The following is an 18708-nucleotide window of genomic DNA, read 5'->3' on the forward strand; positions in this document are numbered from 1 at the left end:
GCGTATGTCTACTTAATCTTAATCAGGAGTGAATCATGGACCGATTTCCGCGTTCCGATTCGATAGTGCAGCAGACCCGAACCGGGCTGCAAACGTATATGGCCCAGGTGTACGGCTGGATGACAGTCGGCCTGCTGCTGACCGCGTTTATCGCGTGGTACGCCGCAAATACACCTGAGCTGATGATGTTTATCTTTTCCAGCAAAATCACCTTCTTTGGCTTAATCATCGCCCAACTGGCGCTGGTGTTCGTCCTTTCTGGCATGGTGCAAAAGCTCAGTGCCGGCATGGCGACCACGCTTTTTATGCTGTACTCGGCGCTGACCGGGCTAACGCTTTCGAGTATTTTCATCGTTTACACCTATTCCTCCATCGCCAGCACGTTTGTCGTGACCGGCGGGATGTTTGGCGCGATGAGCCTGTACGGTTACACCACAAAGCGCGATTTGAGCGGTTTTGGCAGTATGCTGTTTATGGCGCTGATTGGGATCGTGCTGGCATCGCTGGTGAACCTGTGGCTCAAGAGCGAAGCGCTGATGTGGGCAGTGACCTACATTGGGGTGATTGTCTTTGTCGGGCTGACGGCCTATGACACGCAGAAACTGAAAAACATCGGCGAGCAGATTGACGTGCGCGATAGCTCAACATTGCGTAAATACTCCATCCTTGGCGCGCTGACGCTGTATCTGGACTTTATCAACCTGTTCCTGATGCTGCTGCGTATTCTGGGCAACCGTCGCTAGGGTTGGTGCGGCCTGATGCCCTCACCCTGACCCTCTCCCACGGGAGAGGGAACAAACACAAAAAACGGCAACAAGGTTGCCGTTTTGCTTTTATTTCGCCATCGCCTTCTCATTCTTCGCTCTAAGCTTTTTCGCCCGGCTCTCCAGCAGCAAATAACAGATCGTTGCCAGCGCCAGCGGCAGGAAGTAATAGAGCATACGGTACGCGAGCAGGGCGGCGATAATGGTTCCCTGAGAGACATGCTCCCCGGCAAGCAGGGCGATAAACACCGCTTCCAGTACGCCAATCCCTGCCGGGATATGGACAATTACACCCGCGATACTGCTCACCAGCAGCACACCCAGCACGAAGAAATAGTTCACATCCTCGCCGATCAGTAGCCAGATGATCACCCCCATCACCATCCAGTTGGCGCCTGATATCACTAACTGTATGGCGGCAAATCGCCAGGAGGGCAGCACCAGCTTTTGGCCTTTTATGGTCATGTGGCGGCGGCGTGAAAACGCACAGGCCCACAGATAAAACGCGATAATCAGCAACAGCACACCGCCTAAAATGCGCAGCGTAGTTTCATCGATGTACCAGTGTGTGGGCAGTTGCACCACGCCTGTGGTGAAAATAACGCCGCCCAGCAGGATATAGCCCAGCCAGTTTGTGGTAATACTCAGGGAAAAAATACGCGTGATGGTACTGCCAGGCAGCCCAAGCCGGGAGTAGAGGCGGTAACGCATCCCGATGCCGCCCACCCAGGTGCTGAGCGTCAGGTTGAAGGCATAACAAATAAACGACACCAGCATCACCTGCCGTTTCGCCAGTTTATGGCCGCAGTACTTTCGCCCCAGCAGGTCGTAACAGCCGTAAATCAGGTAACTGACAATCACCAGTCCAGACGCGCCCAGCAGTACCATCCGGTTGTAGTTGCGGATAACCTTCCACACCTCTTCCCAGTCGACTGTCCGGGCGTATACCACCAACAGCACCACGACGGCGATAAAGAAAAGCCAGGTGAGGATTTTCTTAGCCAGGCGCCAGCGAGGATGGGAGTGTGACATCAGGTTTTTCCTCCATCTTCCACTTCAACGCGATCCTGTGTTTCCATTTCAGGCTGCACCGGCGGGTTGACCAGCGCAAGTTTAGGTGTGTGTGCAGGCAGCCAGCCGACCATGGCCGGGAAATGGCGCAGGAAGTGGAACACCACCACACTGATACCGAGGTTCCACCAGGTGCGTTTCGGCACCATAGACTCATCCACTTGCACGCAGTCGTTAACGATCAGTCCCTGAAGGTTATCGCGCAGGGTCTGGTTGAACTGGCGATCGTGGACGATCAGATTGGCTTCCAGATTGAGCGACAGGCTCAGCGGATCGAGATTACTGGAGCCGACGGTCGCCCAGTGATCGTCCATCAGTGCGACCTTTCCATGCAGTGGTCGGCGGCGGTATTCGTAAATCTGCACGCCGCCTTTCACCAGATAGTTATACAGCAGACGCGCGCCGACTTTGACAATCGGCATATCGGGCTCGCCCTGCACAATCAGTTTCACCCGCACGCCGCGACGCGCCGCATTGCGCATGGCGTGCAACAGGCGGTAGCCAGGGAAGAAATAGGCGTTGGCAATAATCACCTCGCGCTTCGCGTTCGCCAGCATCTTCAGATAATGACGCTCAATATCGTTCCGGTGTTCGCCGTTATCCCGCCAGACAAACAGCGCCTGCGCTTCGCCGGGCTTGCGGTTCTCTTCCGGGCGATGGCGGCGCTTCCACCAGCGTCGCACCGCATTATTACCCGGCAGGTTTTCCAGTTCGAACAGTAAGATGTCCTGAACCACCGGGCCTTCGATACGGATCGCGTAATCCTGTTTGGCCTCCGGGCCATAGTCAGACATATGTTCGGCGGAATAATTAATGCCGCCGACAAAGGCTACTGTTTCATCGACCACCACAATTTTGCGGTGCATACGGCGAAAAAGATTGGTGCGCATACCAAACAGACGTGAGCCGGGATCGTAGTAACGGAATATCACGCCAGCCGACGTGAGTTCATTGACGAATTCGTCGCTCAGATCCGGAGAGCCGTAGCCGTCGAGCAGCACTTCGATTTTGATGCCGCGCAGGGCAGCGCGCAGCAGCACGCTGTGTAACTGTTTCCCCACTTCGTCCTCGAACCAGATAAAGGTTTCGAGGATCACTTTCTGCTGGGCACGGTCAATGGCCTTGAACACTGCAGGATAATAGTTATCGCCATTTTCCAGCAGCGTGATGCGGTTTCCTTCCTGCCATGAGCATCTCATAAGTGGATCTCCGCGCTCAGCGGGGCGTGGTCGGAAAGATGGCGCCAGTTGAGTAACGCCAGGGCGGTCGGGCTGCTGGCATGAGCGTTTTTCACGTAGATACGGTCAAGTCGCAGCAGGGGAAAACGCACCGGGAAGGTCCGTGCGGGGCGGCCATTGGCGCGGGTAAAAATCTCCTCCAGCCCGGCTTCCACCTTCAACGGGTGGTTGGCCCGCTGCCGCCAGTCGTTAAAATCACCCGCCACCACTACCGGCTCACCTTCCGGTAGGGCATTGCTCCATTCGGCCAGCATCTTTAGCTGCGCCTGACGGTGCGCTTCACGCAGGCCGAGATGCACGCAGCCAACGTGAACGGGAAAGTCCAGTCTGGGTGGGGTAATGCGGCAGTAAAGCAGACCGCGTTTTTCGCTTTCGCCCACGGAAACGTCGCGGTTTTCGTAATATTCAATCGGGAAACGCGATAGCACCGCGTTGCCGTGATGGCCTTCCGGGTAAACCGCGTTACGCCCGTAGGCATAATCACTCCACATCGTATCCGCCAGAAATTCGTAGTGCGGCGTGTCGGGCCAGTTTTCGACATGCATTGGGTGCACGTCATGGGCGCCCATCACCTCTTGCAGGCAGACGATGTCCGCGCTGACGGTGCGTACAGCGTCGCGCAGCTCCGGTAACATGAAGCGGCGGTTAAATGCTGTGAAGCCTTTGTGAATGTTAATTGTCAGCACTTTAAGCGATAAATGCTGCGTTTTATGCGTCATAAACACCTTCCAGGGTGACTATCCTGATGAAAATAAAGTGTAGTAGGCGTCACAAAAAGATGCGGTGTTACGGAATTTTCCGTAAAGTGCGGTAGTCTGAATTAGCAGAGAAATGTTCTTCAGGAGAGAAGCCATGAAGTGGCAACAACGTGTTCGTGTCGCAACTGGCCTGAGTTGCTGGCAGATAATGTTGCATTTACTGGTCGTGGCCGTACTGGTGATGGGCTGGATGAGCGGCGCGCTGGTGCGTGTCGGCTTAGGGTTATGTGTTCTTTACGGTGTCACCGTACTGTCGATGCTGTTTTTGCAGCGCCACCATGAAGCGCGCTGGCGCGAGGTGGGTGATGTGCTCGAGGAGCTCACCACCACCTGGTATTTTGGTGCCGCAATGATTGTGCTTTGGCTGTTGTCGCGTGTGCTGCAAAACAACCTGCTGCTGGCCCTGGCGGGTCTGGCAATTCTTGCAGGGCCTGCGGTTGTCTCGTTGCTGACTAAAGAGAAAAAGTTACGCAATGTTTCGTCTAAACATCGCGTACGCCACTGAGCCCGTCGTGGCCGCTATAACCAATAGCGGCCACAAACTTCCCCAGATAATCTCCAGACTCGCATCCTTAAGATAAATTTGCTTGGTGATATCCGTAAAGTGCCGGATAGGGTTAATCCATGTCAGATCCTGCAACCACACCGGCATGTTCTCGACAGGTGATACATACCCTGAAAGCAAAATCGCCGGCATCATAAAGACGAATACCCCGATAAACGCCTGCTGTTGCGTGGAGCACAGTGCGGAAATCAACAGACCAAAACCCACCAGCGACAGACCGTAAATCACCATAGTGAAGTAAAACAGGGCCAGCGATCCGGCGAAGGGAATTTGGTACGCCCAGATCCCCACGCCCAGCACAATAGTTGCCTGGAAGGTGGCAACAATCAGCGCTGGAACGGCTTTACCGACAAAAATCTGCCAGGTGGCCAGCGGGGACACCAGCAGCTGATCGAGCGTGCCTTGCTCGCGTTCACGGGCGACCGACAACGACGTCACGATCATCACGCCGATGGTGGTGATCATGGCGATAAGAGATGGCACCACAAACCATTTGTAATCCAGATTCGGGTTATACCAGTTACGCACCACCAGCTGGCTGTTGTTGGGCTTGGTTTTGCCCTCCATCAGCTCCTGCTGGTAGTCCTTCACCACCTGTTGCAGGTAATTTGCGGCAATTTGCGCGCTGTTCGAGTTACGTCCGTCCAGAATCAGCTGCATCGGCGCAGTCTGCCAGGTATCCAGGTTGCGGGAAAAATCGGCCGGGAAACGCACCAGCAGCAGCGCTTTTTGCGTGTCGATGGTGGGCTGGATCTCCTGGGGGCTTTTCAGCAGCAGAATGTGGGTAAAGGCTTTCGCCCGGGCAAAACGCTGGGTCAGCTCCACGGAGTGTTTGCCGCTGTCTTCGTTGTAGATGGCAATGGTGGCGTTCGTCACCTCAAGCGTTGCGGCAAACGGAAACAGGAAAACCTGGATCAGCACGGGCAGGATCAAAATGGCGCGGGTTTGCGGTTCGCGCAACAGCGATTGCAGCTCTTTGCGTATTAACGTCCATAAGCGGTGAAACATTGCATCGTCCTCCTGTCGGGTGGCGCTTGCGCTTACCCGACCTACAAATCGTAGGCCCGGTAAGCGTAGCGCCACCGGGCGAAATATCTGCTCAGCGTTAATCTAATCGCCGTTTGGTTTTTATCCACGTCAGTCCAATAAACATTACCGCTGACGCCATCAAAAACAGGATGTTGATAATCAGCACCACCGGAATGTTCCCGGCCAGGAACAGGCTTTGCAGCGTACTGACGAAGTAACGCGCCGGAATGATATAGGTCACCGCACGGATGACGGCGGGCATACTGTCTATCTGGAAGATAAAGCCCGACAGCATGATTGACGGTAAAAACGCGGCGTTCAGCGCGACCTGCGCGGCGTTAAACTGATTACGGGTGATGGTTGAAATCAGCAGCCCCATACCCAGGGTGCTCAGTAAAAACAGACTGGTGATAAAGAACAGCAACACCAGCGAGCCGCGATAAGGCACTCCCAGAATGAACACCGACACCAGCATACAGAGCAGCATGGCCAGCATTCCGAGGAAGTAGTAGGGGATAAGCTTACAAAGCAGTAGCTCCACCCGCGTGACTTCGGTGGAGAGCAGCGCCTCCATCGTGCCGCGCTCCCACTCGCGGGCGATCACCAGCGACGTGAGGATCGCCCCGATCACCGTCATGATGATGGTCACCGCACCTGGAATGATAAAATGCTGGCTGATGGCAGCCGGGTTAAACCAGTAGCGGGTCTGTACGTCGATCAGCGGTTCGAAGGTTTCCCCTGTGTCTTCCGCCCGCTGCTTCTGCCAGAGCTGCCAGATGCCTTCAACATAGCCCTGCACAAAGTTAGCGGTGTTAGGCTCGCTACCGTCGGTAATGACCTGAATCGGCGCGTCGGTATTGGCGCGCGCCATGTTGGCGGCGAAATCCACCGGGATCACCACCAGGCCGCGAATTTTCCCGGCCTGCATTTTCTGGATCAACGCCTGGCGATCGTCGCTGATGGTAGCGTCAATGTAAGGCGAGCCGGTCATGGCGTGGGTGAAATCCAGCGCCTCTTCGCTCTGCTGTTCCAGCAAAATCCCCACCCGCAGCTTGCTGGAGTCGAGGTTTATCCCGTAGCCAAAGATAAACAGCAGCAGCAGTGGGATCACCACCGCAATCAGCCAGCTGCTGGGATCGCGTACGATCTGGCGGGTTTCTTTGATGCATAACGCCCGCACCCGGCGCCATGAAATCGCGTTATGACGCATTGGCGTGCTCCTTATCCCAGTCGTGAATGAGCGTGATAAACGCCTGCTCCATTGTCGGATCCGGTTGCTCATCGTCAGCGGCCTGGCTTTTCAGGTCATCCGGCGTACCGTGGGCGATCAATTTGCCGCGATACACCAGCCCGATACGATCGCAATATTCCGCTTCATCCATAAAGTGCGTGGTCACCATGACGGTAACGCCTTTTTCCACCATGCTGTTGATATGCAGCCAGAACTCGCGGCGGGTGAGGGGGTCAACCCCAGAGGTTGGCTCATCAAGAAACAGGATGTCGGGTTCATGCATCAGCGAACAGGCCAGCGCCAGTCGTTGTTTAAAACCGAGTGGCAGATCGTCAGTAGCGTGAGAGGCAATATTCGTCAGGCTGAACGCGTCGCTCATGCGGCTGATTTTTTCGTTTTGCGCCCGCCCGCGCAGGCCGTAAACGCCGGAGAAAAAGCGTAAGTTCTGTTCAACGGTCAGGTTGCCGTACAACGAGAATTTTTGCGCCATATAGCCGAGGTGTTGCCGCGCTTTCCCGGAGCTTACTTTCAGATCCATATCCAGCACCAGCGCTTTACCAGAGGTCGGCACCAGCAGGCCGCACATCATTTTAAAGGTGGTGGATTTCCCCGCGCCGTTTGGCCCCAGCAGGCCAAAGATCTCGCCGCGTTTCACCGCGAAATTAACGTTGTCGGTGGCGGCAAAATCGCCAAATTTTTTGGTCAGGGATTTGGCTTCAATCACTGTTTCGCCTGGTGTGCCCTCAACGGTGTGCAGAATCGCCCCCAGTGGAGATTCTGATGTCCCCGCGCCGCCCAGCAGGTCGATAAACGCATCTTCAAAACGCGGGGCGGTCTCTTCAATCTCAACCTGCGGCATTCCCTGCGCCTGACGAATATCGTCCGGCGTGGATTCTTTTTTGAGAATGACCCGCACAGATCGTCCCTGAATCATCCCGTCACTGACCTGCGGCAGTTTCAGTACCCGCTGGAGCAGCTTGCGGTTGGACTCCTGCGGGCTGTGCAGCAGGAAGCTGCGCCCGGCCATGCTTTGCGTGAGCGTTGTTGGCTCGCCCTGATAAAGAAGTTCCCCTTCGTTCATCAGCAGTACATCACGACACTGCTCTGCTTCGTCGAGATACGAGGTGCTCCAGAGGATCAGCATCCCGTCGCCCGCCAGCTCGTGCACCATTTGCCACAACTCACGGCGCGAGATGGGATCCACGCCTACGCCGGGTTCATCAAGCAGCAGCACTTTTGGCTCGCCAACCAGCGTGCAGGCCAGCCCGAGTTTTTGCTTCATCCCACCGGATAACTTACCCGCGAGGCGCTCCGTGAACGGCCCGAGCGAGGTAAATTCCAGCAGACGGGCGAAGGTTTTTTGCCGCGTTTCTCCGGTGACGCTGCGCAAATCGGCGTACAGATTCAGGTTTTCCATCACCGTCAGATCTTCATACAGACCGAATTTCTGCGGCATGTAGCCCAGCATGGCGTGCAGGGCGCTGTCGTCATGGACAGGATCAAGCCCAAGTACGCTTGCACGTCCGTCATCAGGTTTGAGCAACCCGGCAAGCATTCGCATCAGCGTGGTCTTGCCCGCGCCATCGGGGCCAACCAGCCCCGTAACATAGCCTTTTTGCAGCGTACAGTTCAGCGGCGCGACGGCGGGTTTATCCATGCCCGCGAAGCGTTTTACCAGGTTGTCGAGTTGGATAACCGCGTCATTCATGTCGTTCCCCGTCGGTGAATTTCACGGTAACCGGCATCCCCTGACGCAGGGAATCGTCAGCGTCAGTCACGACGATGCGCAGGCGATAGACCAGGTCAGTACGCAGGTCTGGCGTTTCAACGGTTTTCGGCGTGAACTCGGCAGTCGGCGACACAAAGCCCACCTTGCCGTGGTAAGGCTTGTCAGGGCGACCATCGGTATAGAGCAGCAGCTCACGGCCTGGCTGGACCTGGCTGAGATTCGGCTCGTCGATATAGGCCCGCACCCACACCGGGCGCGTCAGCGAAAGGGTCAGTACGGTGCTGCCTGCGCTTAACATGCTGCCGGGTTCCACGGCGCGGGTCATTAGCGTACCGTCAGAAGGAGCAACCAGCGTGGTGTCATGCAGATCCAGTTGTGCCTGAGCCAGCTGCGCCTGCGCCTGTTCGAGGCTGGCTTTGGCCTGGGCGATATCCTGCGGGCGATTACCGGTGTGGTACTGGCTTAATTTATCCTGCGCGGATTTAAGCGTTGCCTGCGCCTGGTCGCGGGAGGAACGGGCATTTTCCAGGTCGTTGGCGGAAATGGTGCGGCTTTTCCACAGCCCCTGCTGACGGGCGTAGAAGTTCTGCGCATAGTCATAGGCTGCCTGCGCCTGTTTAACTGCCGCCGCGGCCTGGGCAATTTCTTCATCGCGATAGCCTGCCAGCATCAGGTCATACTGTGCCTGGGCGACGGAAACGCCTGCTTTTGCCTGCATCAGCGCGTTCTCGTAAGGCGCGGTGTCCAGCACGCCTAACGTCTGCCCGGTTTTAATGGTGTCACCTTCGTCAACAGAGAGGGAAGCCAGGCGGCCGCCAACACGGAAACTCATGTTCACCGTTCGAATATCGACGTTGCCGTATAGCGTCAGGCCGTTGTCTTGTCGGCTCTGATACCACAGCCAGCCACCGATCCCCGCAGCAAGCAGAATAACGACCACCAGAATGATGGCGACAGGTTTTTTCATGACTTCAGGCTCCTTAGCGTTAAGCCTTGCAGGATCAGATCAAGGTGACAGGTGATCACCTGGCTAATCTGCGCGGCTTTATCCTCATCAAATTGTGTCCAGCCGGTGCGTAACAAAATGGTTTCCCGGCCCAGGCGAAAAGCCAGCACTTCGCCCAGTAGGGCATGGGTATGCAAAATAGTTTCAGTATCACTGGCATCGCGCCCGGTATAGGCCGCAATGAGCCTGGTCAGGTGCGTGTGCATCGGGGAAATCACCTGATCGTGAACCAGCTGGTAGGCAGCGGAAGGCGAGAGTTGCTCGCGTGAGATAAACTTACTCAGGTTCAACGTATCGTCGTGCGTCAGCAGGCGGATCATATTATGGCAGGCGTTGAGAATAAGCTGACGGATGGCGGCACGGTCGGGCGACGACTGGCTGAACAGCGCCGTGGCTTCGTCAACGTGTGGGCGAAAATTCGCGCCGATAAAATCAGCGATCCATTGCGCACAGGCGAGGTACAAATCCTCTTTGGAGCCAAAATAGTAGGTAATGGCCGCTATGTTTTGTCCGGCTTGCGCGGCGATATCGCGCGTGGTGGCATGAAGTCCATACTCGCCAAACTGTGCCAGCGCGGCGGCGATAAGCTGGCTTTTAGCCTGTTCGCCTTTGGTTGTTGTTGGGGTTGTGTTCATAGCGGCATTTAAAATTAATCAATCGATTGATTAAGATTATGCCTGGTTCACTATTTTGTCCAGTTGCCCTCTTATGCGGGAAATATTTCGTCGATGAATCACAGAGGGATATTTTATGCGCCACGTCACAAAAGCTGCTACACTCGAGCGCTTCGCGACATTGTGGTTTTTGTCCTCTCATATTCGTTATATCTCCCTGAAAACTACACCTGTGATGGTCGGGGCGGTTCGGAGTTTTTATGTCTTTTGATTCCCTTGGCCTGAACCCGGAAATTCTGCGCGCGATTGCAGAGCAGGGCTACGTTGAGCCTACCCCAATTCAGACGCAGGCAATCCCTGCCGTACTGCAAGGCCGCGACCTGATGGCCAGCGCCCAGACCGGTACCGGCAAAACCGCAGGCTTTACCCTGCCGCTCCTTGAGCTGCTGGTAAAAAACCAGCCGCACGCAAAAGGTCGTCGCCCGGTACGCGCCCTGATCCTCACGCCAACCCGTGAGCTGGCCGCTCAGATTGGTGAGAACGTGCGTGAGTACAGCCGCTATCTCAACATCCGCTCGCTGGTGGTCTTTGGCGGGGTCAGCATTAACCCGCAGATGATGAAACTGCGCGGCGGCGTAGACGTGCTGGTGGCAACGCCGGGCCGTCTGCTGGATCTGGAACACCAGAACGCGGTGAAGCTCGATAGCATCGAAATCCTCGTGCTGGATGAAGCTGACCGGATGCTGGACATGGGCTTCATTCATGATATTCGTCGCGTACTGGCTAAGCTGCCGCCGCGTCGCCAGAACCTGCTGTTCTCTGCGACCTTCTCCGACGAGATTAAAGCCCTTGCCGAGAAGCTGCTGCATAACCCGCTGGAAGTGGAAGTGGCGCGCCGTAACACGGCGTCCGAGCAGGTGACCCAGCATGTGCATTTCGTTGATAAAAAACGTAAGCGGGAACTGCTCTCCCAGATGATTGGCCAGGGCAACTGGCAGCAGGTGCTGGTCTTCACCCGTACCAAACACGGTGCTAACCACCTGGCGGAACAGCTGAATAAAGACGGCATTCGCAGCGCTGCGATCCACGGTAACAAGAGCCAGGGCGCGCGTACCCGTGCGCTGGCAGATTTTAAATCGGGCGATATTCGTGTGCTGGTGGCAACTGACATTGCCGCGCGCGGTCTGGACATTGAAGAGCTTCCGCACGTGGTGAACTACGAGCTGCCAAACGTGCCGGAAGATTACGTTCACCGTATCGGCCGTACCGGTCGTGCGGCGGCAACCGGTGAAGCGCTGTCTCTGGTCTGCGTTGATGAGCACAAACTGTTGCGCGACATCGAACGTCTGCTGAAAAAAGAGATCCCACGCATCGAAACCCCGGGCTACGAAGTAGATCCTTCCATTAAAGCCGAGCCGATTCAGAACGGTCGCCAGGGCGGCGGTCGTGGTCAGGGCGGCGGTGGCCGTAGCCAACAACCGCGTCGCTCTGAAGGTGGAGCACCGAAATCAGGTAAACCTCCACGCCGTAACAACGATGCGAAACCGGCGGGTGAAAACCCGTGGCGCAGCGGCGAAGGGAAACCGGCAGGAGAAGGGCAACGTCGCCGTCGACCGCGCAAACCGGCTAACCCGCAGTAATCTGGAAGCCCGGCCGTAAAGCCGGGCTTTTCTTTTTGCGACAACGAAAAGAAAGTGCCACAATAGTGGCTGTTTATACAGTATTTCAGGTTTTCCGATGGCTTTAACCGCTGCGCTAAAAGCGCAAATTGGCGCCTGGTATAAGGCGTTACAGCAGCAGATCCCCGACTTTATCCCCCGAGCGCCGCAGCGGCAGATGATTGCTGACGTGGCCAAAACGCTCGCCGGGGACGACGGGCGACATCTGGCGATTGAAGCCCCCACGGGAGTCGGCAAAACCCTGTCGTACCTGATCCCCGGTATTGCCATCGCCCGTGAAGAACAAAAAACGCTGGTGGTCAGTACCGCCAACGTGGCGTTGCAGGATCAGATCTACAGCAAAGATTTACCGCTGCTGCGCAAAATTATCCCGGACCTGCGCTTTACGGCAGCATTTGGGCGCGGGCGTTATGTCTGCCCGCGTAACCTGGCGGCGCTCGCCAGTAGCGAACCCACGCAGCAGGATCTGCTCGCATTTCTGGATGACGAGCTGACACCAAACAACAAAGCCGAGCAGGATCAGTGCGCGAAGCTAAAAGTTTCTCTGGATAGCTATAAGTGGGATGGCCTGCGCGATCACACCGATCAGGCCATTGGTGATGATCTGTGGCGCCGGCTCAGTACCGATAAAGCCAGCTGCCTGAATCGTAACTGTCACTACTACCGCGAATGCCCGTTTTTTGTCGCTCGCCGTGAAATTCAGGAGGCGGAAGTGGTGGTGGCTAATCACGCGCTGGTGATGGCCGCACTTGAAAGCGAAGCAGTATTGCCAGAGCCGAAAAACCTGCTATTGGTGCTGGATGAAGGCCACCACCTGCCTGACGTGGCGCGCGATGCGCTGGAAATGAGTGCTGAAATAACCGCACCGTGGTTTCGCTTGCAGCTGGATCTGTTCTGCAAACTCGTCGCGACCTGCATGGAGCAGTTCCGCCCGAAAACCACGCCACCGCTGGCAGTGCCCGAGCGTCTGAGCGAGCACTGCGAAGAGGTTTATAGCCTTATAGCCTCACTCAATAACATCCTCAATCTCTGGCTTCCGGCAACGCAGGAGGCTGAACACCGCTTTGCGATGGGCGAACTCCCGGATGAAGTGATGGAGATTTGTCAGCAGCTGGCGAAGCACCTTGAAAAATTACGCGGGCTGGCGGAGATGTTTTTAAACGATCTCAGTGAGAAAACCGGCACGCATGATGTGGTGCGATTACACCGTATTCTTCTCCAGATGAACCGCGCGCTGGGGATGTTTGAAGCGCAAAGCAAGTTGTGGCGCCTGGCCTCGATGGTGCAGGCTTCAGGCGCACCGGTCACCAAATGGGCGACCCGTGAAGTGAAAGACGGCCAGGCACATCTGTTTTTCCACTGCGTGGGTATCCGCGTGGCCGATCAGCTGGAAAAGCTTATCTGGCGCAGTGTGCCGCATGTGGTGGTGACGTCTGCCACTCTGCGTTCCCTGAACAGTTTTTCGCGCTTGCAGGAGATGAGCGGCCTGAAAGAGAAAGCGGGCGATCGCTTCGTGGCACTGGACTCGCCGTTTAACCACTGCGAGCAGGGAAAACTGGTGATCCCACGCATGAAGTACGAACCGCTTATCGACAACGAAGAGCAGCATATTGCCGAAATGGCCGCCTATTTCAGTGAGCAAGTAGAAAGTAAAAAATACCCAGGGATGCTGGTGCTGTTTGCCAGTGGGCGCGCGATGCAGCGCTTTCTGGAACATGTTACCGATCTGCGTTTACTGCTGCTGGTTCAGGGCGATCAGCCGCGCTATCGGCTGGTAGAACTGCACCGCAAACGCATCGACAACGGTGAGCGCAGCGTGCTGGTTGGATTGCAGTCCTTTGCAGAAGGGCTAGATCTGAAAGGTGACTATCTGACGCAGGTTCACATCCATAAAATTGCCTTCCCGCCTATTGATAGCCCGGTGGTGATCACCGAAGGTGAATGGCTAAAAAGCCTTAATCGTTATCCATTTGAAGTGCAAAGCCTGCCTGCGGCGTCGTTTAATTTGATTCAGCAGGTGGGGCGTCTAATCCGTAGCCACGGTTGCTGGGGCGAGGTGGTGATTTATGATAAGCGCTTGTTAACGAAGAACTACGGTCAACGCTTGCTGAACGCGCTACCGATATTCCCCATCGATCAGCCTGACGTCCCCGAAGTAAAAAAACGCCCGGTTAAACTGACTACCGGGCGCAGGAAAAGCCTCCGTACTAAGGGGCGCGGTCCTACTGGTAAGTGAATGTCACCTGCACGAGGCTGCTGAACGTACCCGCGCTCACCGGCATGGAGGTAGCGTAGTAGCGTGCAGCCAACGGGAAAGTGGCTGTGTGATCGGATGGGTTAATCAGGGCACTAAAACTGGCCTGAGGCGCGATAAGTATCTTGTCCTGGCGATCGGCTAACTCCAGCGCAAGCCCTTTGGCACTGCCGACATTGGCAAATTTTGTTGGATGTACGCTGTCTGCCTGGCCGTAGAAAAAGGCTGTTGCCAGGGTCAGGGTTTTTGGGCAATGCGAGACACTGAGTGAAAAGTCTTTCCACTCACCCGTATCCCCCACATCCTTGAAATTGCTGGACGCAGCCTGACCGAGATCGACAGTGAGGTTTTTGCTGGCGCTGTCGATAACGCACGTGTTCGCATAGATATTACCGACCATCTGAACCTGGATATCATCCGCATTGGCCTGTGCCATCACGCCCATTGCAACGAAAAGTATGATTTTTTTTATAATGATTACTTATAAGCCAGAGTGATAGTAGCAACGGTGTTGGCAGGCCCGGGAGTGACCTCGTCGCTTGTCTGTTGATAGCGAACCTGGAATGGGATATCCAGCGTTTGGTTTGCCACGGCCTCGCTTTTGGTCGTGACGTATTGATCGAAGGTGGCGATATTGTCGTCGAATAGCATTCTCACACCGACACCTGTCGCCATCCCGGTTTGCTGAGTTAATTTGATCACGCCCTCAAACCCCGATTCATACCCGTTGGCGCTGACGATCTTTACTTCGGGTTGTACAGTGGTATTGCAATTGACGGTGACGTTAAAACTCTGAGCGGGTGAAGAAAGTGTGCCCACACCAATAAAATCGCTGAGCGGGAAATCGCCTAGTTGAACGGTGAGGTTTTTAGGTGAAACGGAGCAAGTCACTGTCTGGACATTAACGTTTCCTGAGTAGGAAATGGTATTAGGGTTACCAATTCCCTCATGTTCATAAACACCAACACCAAACTTTGTTTGTGCCTGCGAGAGCGCTCCAGACTTGACGGTATCGCTAGTCTTAACCAACTCTAGCGTTACGTTAAAATCAAATGACTGACTCACATCCTGAGAAATATACCCCAGTGGCGTGCTGCTTGAGTTGCAGTAAACGCCGCCAGCACCGGTTATACGCTGGCCTTTATCGTTCATCAACGCAACGCCAACGCCCTCGACACCTGTTTCATATACGCCAGAAAGCCCTGGGATCTCCCCACCCGTACCGTAAAAACAAGAGACAATGGGCAGTCCATAATTGTTTGTACCGTAGCAGTTACCTGCAATATGCACGGTTTGTTCAGTCCCTGGAATGGTCGCGCCTACTGGCAGCGTGGTAGAGATCGATATGGTGGTGACGTTGATCAGCTTTGGCAGATCGGGTGTGTCGCACGATGCTTTGGCATGAGGCATAAATAACGCCGCGGTACCCAGAATCAGTAAGAAAAAACATTGTTTAATTATCTGCATAGTGAAACCTTCACGGTAAATCAATGACACTGCGCGGCAGCGTTAATGATGCTGTTTTTATCTTTCTCATCCGTCAGTGCATATTCAGCGACGCAGTGTTCACTGGCGCTTTCACCCCATGACACCGAGAGTGTTCCGCGCTGAGGCATACCGGAGAGGTAAGTCTGGCCGCCGCTGCCAACAATGAACTCGCTGTCCTTGTCTTGTGTGGTCACCGTTGCGCCAAAGGGCAGCGGTTTACCGTTTTGCGTGAGAAGCATTAAGACTCTGCTGCCCACACGGGTGTTAAAGCTGGCGCGAACTACTGCCCCGCGAGTTGGGGTAACCACTTGTGCGGCGTGGGTAACGTCGGCGTCGTCTGGCAATGTTTCGGTATCCAGTGCAATGGTGTTGTGGCGGTAGGCCGTTACAAATGGCACTGCGGTATAGCCGCGGAAGTCTGTTTCAACGCCCGTCTGATTAGTGATGTGCGTACCGTGTGTACCCGGCGCTTTCACCAGCGCAATGGTTTCACCGAGAGGCTGGCTCAGAGTGATGCCATTGGCATGGGCAATGACGCCACCTTGCATACCCACGTTCACCGTCTGCTGGTATTTATCCTGGCTCACACCGCCACTCAGTTCGCCATACGTCCCTTTGTAGTCAGCGTTCATGCTGGTGGAGCTGCCGCTGCCTGTGTCGCTAAGCCCTTCCTGGATGTTCCAGTTCAGGTTATCTTCGGCCAGCGCCGTGCCGTTAAGGCCAATGTTCTGCGTCGTGCCCTCTTTGCTATTGTTCAGGTTGTAAGTCGCCCAGGTGTTATGCATCCAGTGGTCGAGCGGAACAGATACGCTCAGGGAAAACTGGTTGTCGTTGGTGACGGACTCCCCGTTTTCATCGCTGTCATTGGTATTTTTGTTCATGCTGTAGCTCAGGCTGTAACTCACGCCGTGCCAGCTGTTGTTGTAGCTGACGCTCATTGAGGCCATGTCCTGGCTCTGGCTCCAGTAAGTCTCTTTGACCAGGCTCAACGTCATGGAGCCCCAGCCTTCTGGCAACGTTTGGTCGATTGTGGCTTCTTCTCGATCGCGGCGCTGCTGAGGTGCCGACCAGTCATCAGCACGGGTATAAGACTCCATGGTGTCTTCCAGCGTGTAGAACCCTTTGCTGTTGTAGCGATAGCCCGCTACGGAAAAGTTTGTTCCCGAGCCCGCAAAATCTTTGCTGTAGCGGACACGCATAGACTGCCCTTTGCTGGACTGCTGTTTTTTCAGCAATGCCTTTGCGCGGGTGACGTCGAGTGAGAACGCACCCAAATCACCCATGTTTTTACCAATACCCACAGCCTGAGACTGATAATGGCTGCTCTGCTGCACGCCGCCGTAAGCGGTGAATCCGTAAGGTAAGCCGTAAATTGCGCTACCCTGGGCAAACGGTGTTTTCTCGACGTTGTCGTCATACGAGCGATAGCGGCCTGCGGTAACGCTGTAGCGCAGGTTTTTTTCACGCTGCAATACCGGGACTGACGCGTAGGGCACCACAAAATGGCTTTCGCTCCCGTCGGTCTCTTTAACCGTAACCTGTAAATCGCCGCTGCTGCCGGTAGGGTAGAGGTCGTTAATTTCAAACGCGCCAGGTGCGACGGTGTTCTGGTAAATGACGTAGCCGTTCTGGCGAACCATCACCAGCGCGTTACTGTGTGCAGTACCGCGAATAATCGGCGCATAGCCTTTTTCGCTGTCCGGCAGCATGTCGCTGTCGGAATTAATTTGCACCCCGGTATAGGGTACGCTGTCGAACACATCGGCAGGCGAAGAGCTCTGCCCGACGGTGAGATCGCTTTTCATCGAGACGATATCGCGCTGGGCGTAGGTATAGACGGAGGAGAATTTTTGCTGCTTATCGTGGCCCGTGGTACTGCGGTTCCAGGTAGAGTAGTTGCGAATGCGCCAGGCGCCGATGTTAAAACCGGGGCGCAGGTTGATATACTGGTTACTGTTATCCTGCTCGCCTTGTATACGCGAATGGCTCTGGCTGGCGTTTGCGCTGTAGTTGAGCAGGCCTGCGGTGATCCCTTCGTCGAACTCTTTTGGGTCAATGTAGCCGCGTGGCACCTGGCCCAATGCCGTTTGTGGAATACTCAGCATCAACTGTTGATTGCGTACATGGAACGATGCCGATGCCGAAGGGATCGCGCGTAAATCTGCACATTCGCCCTTTACCATTAACGCTGGGTATTTTTTTGTTTTTATGCCGAGGCTTTTTAAATCTTCGAGGCTAAAACACGGCTGAAGCGAACTGCTTCCCTGTTTTTCCTGCTGTAATTTGAACGTCACTTCACGGGTATCGATTTTATTATTATCAATGTAGATCGCGACCTGATATTTACCGGGGGCCTGTCCTGGCCCCTTGTCGTATAGGGATAAATCAGTTTTGCTCTGCAGAGGGTTATCAATATCCAGCAGTGCCGGGTTAAAATAATCATCAGCCCGCGCGTGTTGTGCAAAACACACCACTACCAGACCACATAGCAGAGTCAGCAGCGTGAAAAATTTGCAGGGAAACGGCTCTTTATGGCTGTACATGATTATTTTAATGATGTTTTATCGTGAGATTAATGAACAGACTTTGTCCAGGTTTTACTGATGCTGCCGTAGTCGGTAATAATGGAGTACGTAACAATATTGCCACCGGTATGTGCGGGTAGAGCAATATGCGTCCCGGTTTCAGGGACAGCCCAGGTAGCCTTAGTGATTTTGTGGCCGTTAATCGCTACGTTCTGGAAATTCATGTAGAAAGGTGTCGGGTTATTGACGACCAGGTCGTTTCCTTCACGGTGCCATTCCAGTTTATCCGCAACCTCTTCGGGTTTACCCTTAATGGAAGAAGGGCGGTAAAGTAATTTGATGCGTGTATTAATGGCGAGCTGTAGCGTGTTCACCCCCTCGACGTGTTTCGATGAAGGAATCGCTTTAATATTCATCCAGTACAGTGATTCACGATCTTCAGGTAAATTCCCACCGGTGCGAACGACGCGCAGGACGTTATCCTCTTTCGCATTAAGGCGAAACAGAGGAGGGGTGATCAAAAATGGGGCAGCGGCATTATTTTTATTGCCAGAATCAACCCATGACTGTACCAGATAATCCGTTGAATCTGGGTTTGAAAGGCCAAGAGAGGATTCCTTTTTATCTCCCTGGTAGATCAGACGGGTGCCATTAATAATGACACCGGCATGTGCTGTTGCTGCTACCAATAAAAGAGTGCTTAGCAAATAGCCGTGGCGCATGAATATTTCTCAACATAAATAAAAGATATTAGCTC

At 54.7% G+C, this 18708-nt stretch carries 16 protein-coding genes; 4 read left to right on the top strand and 12 right to left on the bottom strand.

Translation table 11 applies throughout. The annotated features are described in order from the left end of the window. Nucleotides 1–35: 35 nt before the first annotated feature. Nucleotides 36–743 carry a Bax inhibitor-1/YccA family protein gene (locus tag F3J30_RS12530; protein WP_166717436.1) on the top strand — a complete coding sequence of 236 codons (708 nt, stop codon included), beginning with the start codon at nucleotides 36–38 and terminating at the stop codon, nucleotides 741–743. Nucleotides 744–833: 90 nt separating this feature from the next. Here F3J30_RS12530 and F3J30_RS12535 read toward each other — a convergent pair whose 3' ends face one another. The 3 genes from F3J30_RS12535 to F3J30_RS12545 are packed head-to-tail and all read right to left on the bottom strand — an operon-like array spanning nucleotide 834 to nucleotide 3792. Beyond that, nucleotides 834–1796, bottom strand: coding sequence for a YbhN family protein (locus F3J30_RS12535; RefSeq protein WP_166717437.1), 963 nt, complete (start codon nucleotides 1794–1796; stop codon nucleotides 834–836). Beyond that, nucleotides 1796–3034, bottom strand: a complete 1239-nt coding sequence (gene clsB / locus F3J30_RS12540; RefSeq protein WP_166717438.1) for a cardiolipin synthase ClsB — start codon at nucleotides 3032–3034, stop codon at nucleotides 1796–1798. Before clsB ends, F3J30_RS12535 begins: the two co-directional genes overlap by 1 nt. After that, nucleotides 3031–3792: an endonuclease/exonuclease/phosphatase family protein gene (locus tag F3J30_RS12545; RefSeq protein ID WP_166717439.1), complete on the bottom strand. Its 762-nt coding sequence runs from the start codon at nucleotides 3790–3792 to the stop codon at nucleotides 3031–3033. The genes clsB and F3J30_RS12545 overlap by 4 nt, the downstream gene beginning before the upstream one ends. 133 nt (nucleotides 3793–3925) lie before the next feature. Here F3J30_RS12545 and F3J30_RS12550 point away from each other — a divergent pair, with 133 nt between their 5' ends. Continuing rightward, entirely contained in the window at nucleotides 3926–4336 is a 411-nt protein-coding gene (locus F3J30_RS12550; RefSeq protein WP_014069435.1) for a YbhQ family protein, read from the top strand. On the opposite strand, the gene F3J30_RS12555 is transcribed toward F3J30_RS12550, so the two are convergent. From F3J30_RS12555 to cecR, 5 genes are all read right to left on the bottom strand, one after another. After that, the gene (locus F3J30_RS12555; protein ID WP_014069436.1) at nucleotides 4298–5404 is read right to left on the bottom strand and encodes an ABC transporter permease; all 1107 of its coding nucleotides are present in this window, start codon (nucleotides 5402–5404) and stop codon (nucleotides 4298–4300) included. The two genes, F3J30_RS12550 and F3J30_RS12555, sit on opposite strands and share 39 nt — an antisense overlap. Before the next feature lie 97 nt (nucleotides 5405–5501). Beyond that, nucleotides 5502–6635 carry an ABC transporter permease gene (locus F3J30_RS12560; RefSeq protein WP_166717440.1) on the bottom strand — a complete coding sequence of 378 codons (1134 nt, stop codon included), beginning with the start codon at nucleotides 6633–6635 and terminating at the stop codon, nucleotides 5502–5504. Further along, a complete protein-coding gene (locus tag F3J30_RS12565; protein ID WP_166717441.1) occupies nucleotides 6625–8364 on the bottom strand; it encodes an ATP-binding cassette domain-containing protein in 1740 nt (579 codons plus the stop codon). The genes F3J30_RS12560 and F3J30_RS12565 overlap by 11 nt, the downstream gene beginning before the upstream one ends. Continuing rightward, nucleotides 8357–9352 carry a secretion protein HlyD gene (hlyD, locus tag F3J30_RS12570; RefSeq protein WP_166717442.1) on the bottom strand — a complete coding sequence of 332 codons (996 nt, stop codon included), beginning with the start codon at nucleotides 9350–9352 and terminating at the stop codon, nucleotides 8357–8359. The genes F3J30_RS12565 and hlyD overlap by 8 nt, the downstream gene beginning before the upstream one ends. Then, the gene (cecR, locus tag F3J30_RS12575) at nucleotides 9349–10026 is read right to left on the bottom strand and encodes a transcriptional regulator CecR (protein ID WP_014069440.1); all 678 of its coding nucleotides are present in this window, start codon (nucleotides 10024–10026) and stop codon (nucleotides 9349–9351) included. Before cecR ends, hlyD begins: the two co-directional genes overlap by 4 nt. Nucleotides 10027–10265: 239 nt before the next feature. On the opposite strand from cecR, the gene rhlE reads away from it, so the two are divergent. Together rhlE and dinG are read left to right on the top strand one after the other, a co-directional pair. After that, on the top strand, nucleotides 10266–11645 hold the full coding sequence (rhlE, locus tag F3J30_RS12580) for an ATP-dependent RNA helicase RhlE (RefSeq protein ID WP_166717443.1): 1380 nt from the start codon (nucleotides 10266–10268) through the stop codon (nucleotides 11643–11645). A 97-nt stretch (nucleotides 11646–11742) separates the two neighbouring features. Then, nucleotides 11743–13920 carry an ATP-dependent DNA helicase DinG gene (gene dinG / locus F3J30_RS12585; protein WP_166717444.1) on the top strand — a complete coding sequence of 726 codons (2178 nt, stop codon included), beginning with the start codon at nucleotides 11743–11745 and terminating at the stop codon, nucleotides 13918–13920. Here dinG and F3J30_RS12590 read toward each other — a convergent pair. The 4 genes from F3J30_RS12590 to F3J30_RS12605 are packed head-to-tail and all read right to left on the bottom strand — an operon-like array spanning nucleotide 13907 to nucleotide 18673. Continuing rightward, nucleotides 13907–14410, bottom strand: a complete 504-nt coding sequence (locus F3J30_RS12590; protein WP_166717480.1) for a fimbrial protein — start codon at nucleotides 14408–14410, stop codon at nucleotides 13907–13909. The genes dinG and F3J30_RS12590 overlap by 14 nt on opposite strands. A gap of 5 nt (nucleotides 14411–14415) precedes the next feature. Continuing rightward, entirely contained in the window at nucleotides 14416–15405 is a 990-nt protein-coding gene (locus tag F3J30_RS12595) for a fimbrial protein (RefSeq protein ID WP_166717445.1), read from the bottom strand. A gap of 20 nt (nucleotides 15406–15425) precedes the next feature. Then, nucleotides 15426–17969 (bottom strand): fimbria/pilus outer membrane usher protein, encoded by a 2544-nt coding sequence (locus F3J30_RS12600; RefSeq protein ID WP_166717446.1) that lies wholly within the window; start codon nucleotides 17967–17969, stop codon nucleotides 15426–15428. Between the two features lie 29 nt (nucleotides 17970–17998). Further along, nucleotides 17999–18673 (bottom strand): molecular chaperone, encoded by a 675-nt coding sequence (locus tag F3J30_RS12605; RefSeq protein WP_166717447.1) that lies wholly within the window; start codon nucleotides 18671–18673, stop codon nucleotides 17999–18001. Nucleotides 18674–18708: the final 35 nt, after the last annotated feature.

It is taken from the genome of Enterobacter sp. Tr-810 (assembly GCF_011752765.1).
GTDB classification, from domain to species: domain Bacteria; phylum Pseudomonadota; class Gammaproteobacteria; order Enterobacterales; family Enterobacteriaceae; genus Enterobacter; species Enterobacter soli.

Coding starts and splice junctions, on each gene's coding strand:
- F3J30_RS12545 (WP_166717439.1), bottom strand. CDS start 3,792: ATGACGCATAAAACGCAGCATTTATCGCTTAAAGTGCTGACAATTAAC.
- F3J30_RS12565 (WP_166717441.1), bottom strand. CDS start 8,364: ATGAATGACGCGGTTATCCAACTCGACAACCTGGTAAAACGCTTCGCG.
- F3J30_RS12595 (WP_166717445.1), bottom strand. CDS start 15,405: ATGCAGATAATTAAACAATGTTTTTTCTTACTGATTCTGGGTACCGCG.
- dinG (WP_166717444.1), top strand. CDS start 11,743: ATGGCTTTAACCGCTGCGCTAAAAGCGCAAATTGGCGCCTGGTATAAG.
- F3J30_RS12600 (WP_166717446.1), bottom strand. CDS start 17,969: ATGTACAGCCATAAAGAGCCGTTTCCCTGCAAATTTTTCACGCTGCTG.
- F3J30_RS12550 (WP_014069435.1), top strand. CDS start 3,926: ATGAAGTGGCAACAACGTGTTCGTGTCGCAACTGGCCTGAGTTGCTGG.
- cecR (WP_014069440.1), bottom strand. CDS start 10,026: ATGAACACAACCCCAACAACAACCAAAGGCGAACAGGCTAAAAGCCAG.
- rhlE (WP_166717443.1), top strand. CDS start 10,266: ATGTCTTTTGATTCCCTTGGCCTGAACCCGGAAATTCTGCGCGCGATT.
- F3J30_RS12535 (WP_166717437.1), bottom strand. CDS start 1,796: ATGTCACACTCCCATCCTCGCTGGCGCCTGGCTAAGAAAATCCTCACC.
- F3J30_RS12555 (WP_014069436.1), bottom strand. CDS start 5,404: ATGTTTCACCGCTTATGGACGTTAATACGCAAAGAGCTGCAATCGCTG.
- hlyD (WP_166717442.1), bottom strand. CDS start 9,352: ATGAAAAAACCTGTCGCCATCATTCTGGTGGTCGTTATTCTGCTTGCT.
- F3J30_RS12605 (WP_166717447.1), bottom strand. CDS start 18,673: ATGCGCCACGGCTATTTGCTAAGCACTCTTTTATTGGTAGCAGCAACA.
- F3J30_RS12530 (WP_166717436.1), top strand. CDS start 36: ATGGACCGATTTCCGCGTTCCGATTCGATAGTGCAGCAGACCCGAACC.
- F3J30_RS12560 (WP_166717440.1), bottom strand. CDS start 6,635: ATGCGTCATAACGCGATTTCATGGCGCCGGGTGCGGGCGTTATGCATC.
- clsB (WP_166717438.1), bottom strand. CDS start 3,034: ATGAGATGCTCATGGCAGGAAGGAAACCGCATCACGCTGCTGGAAAAT.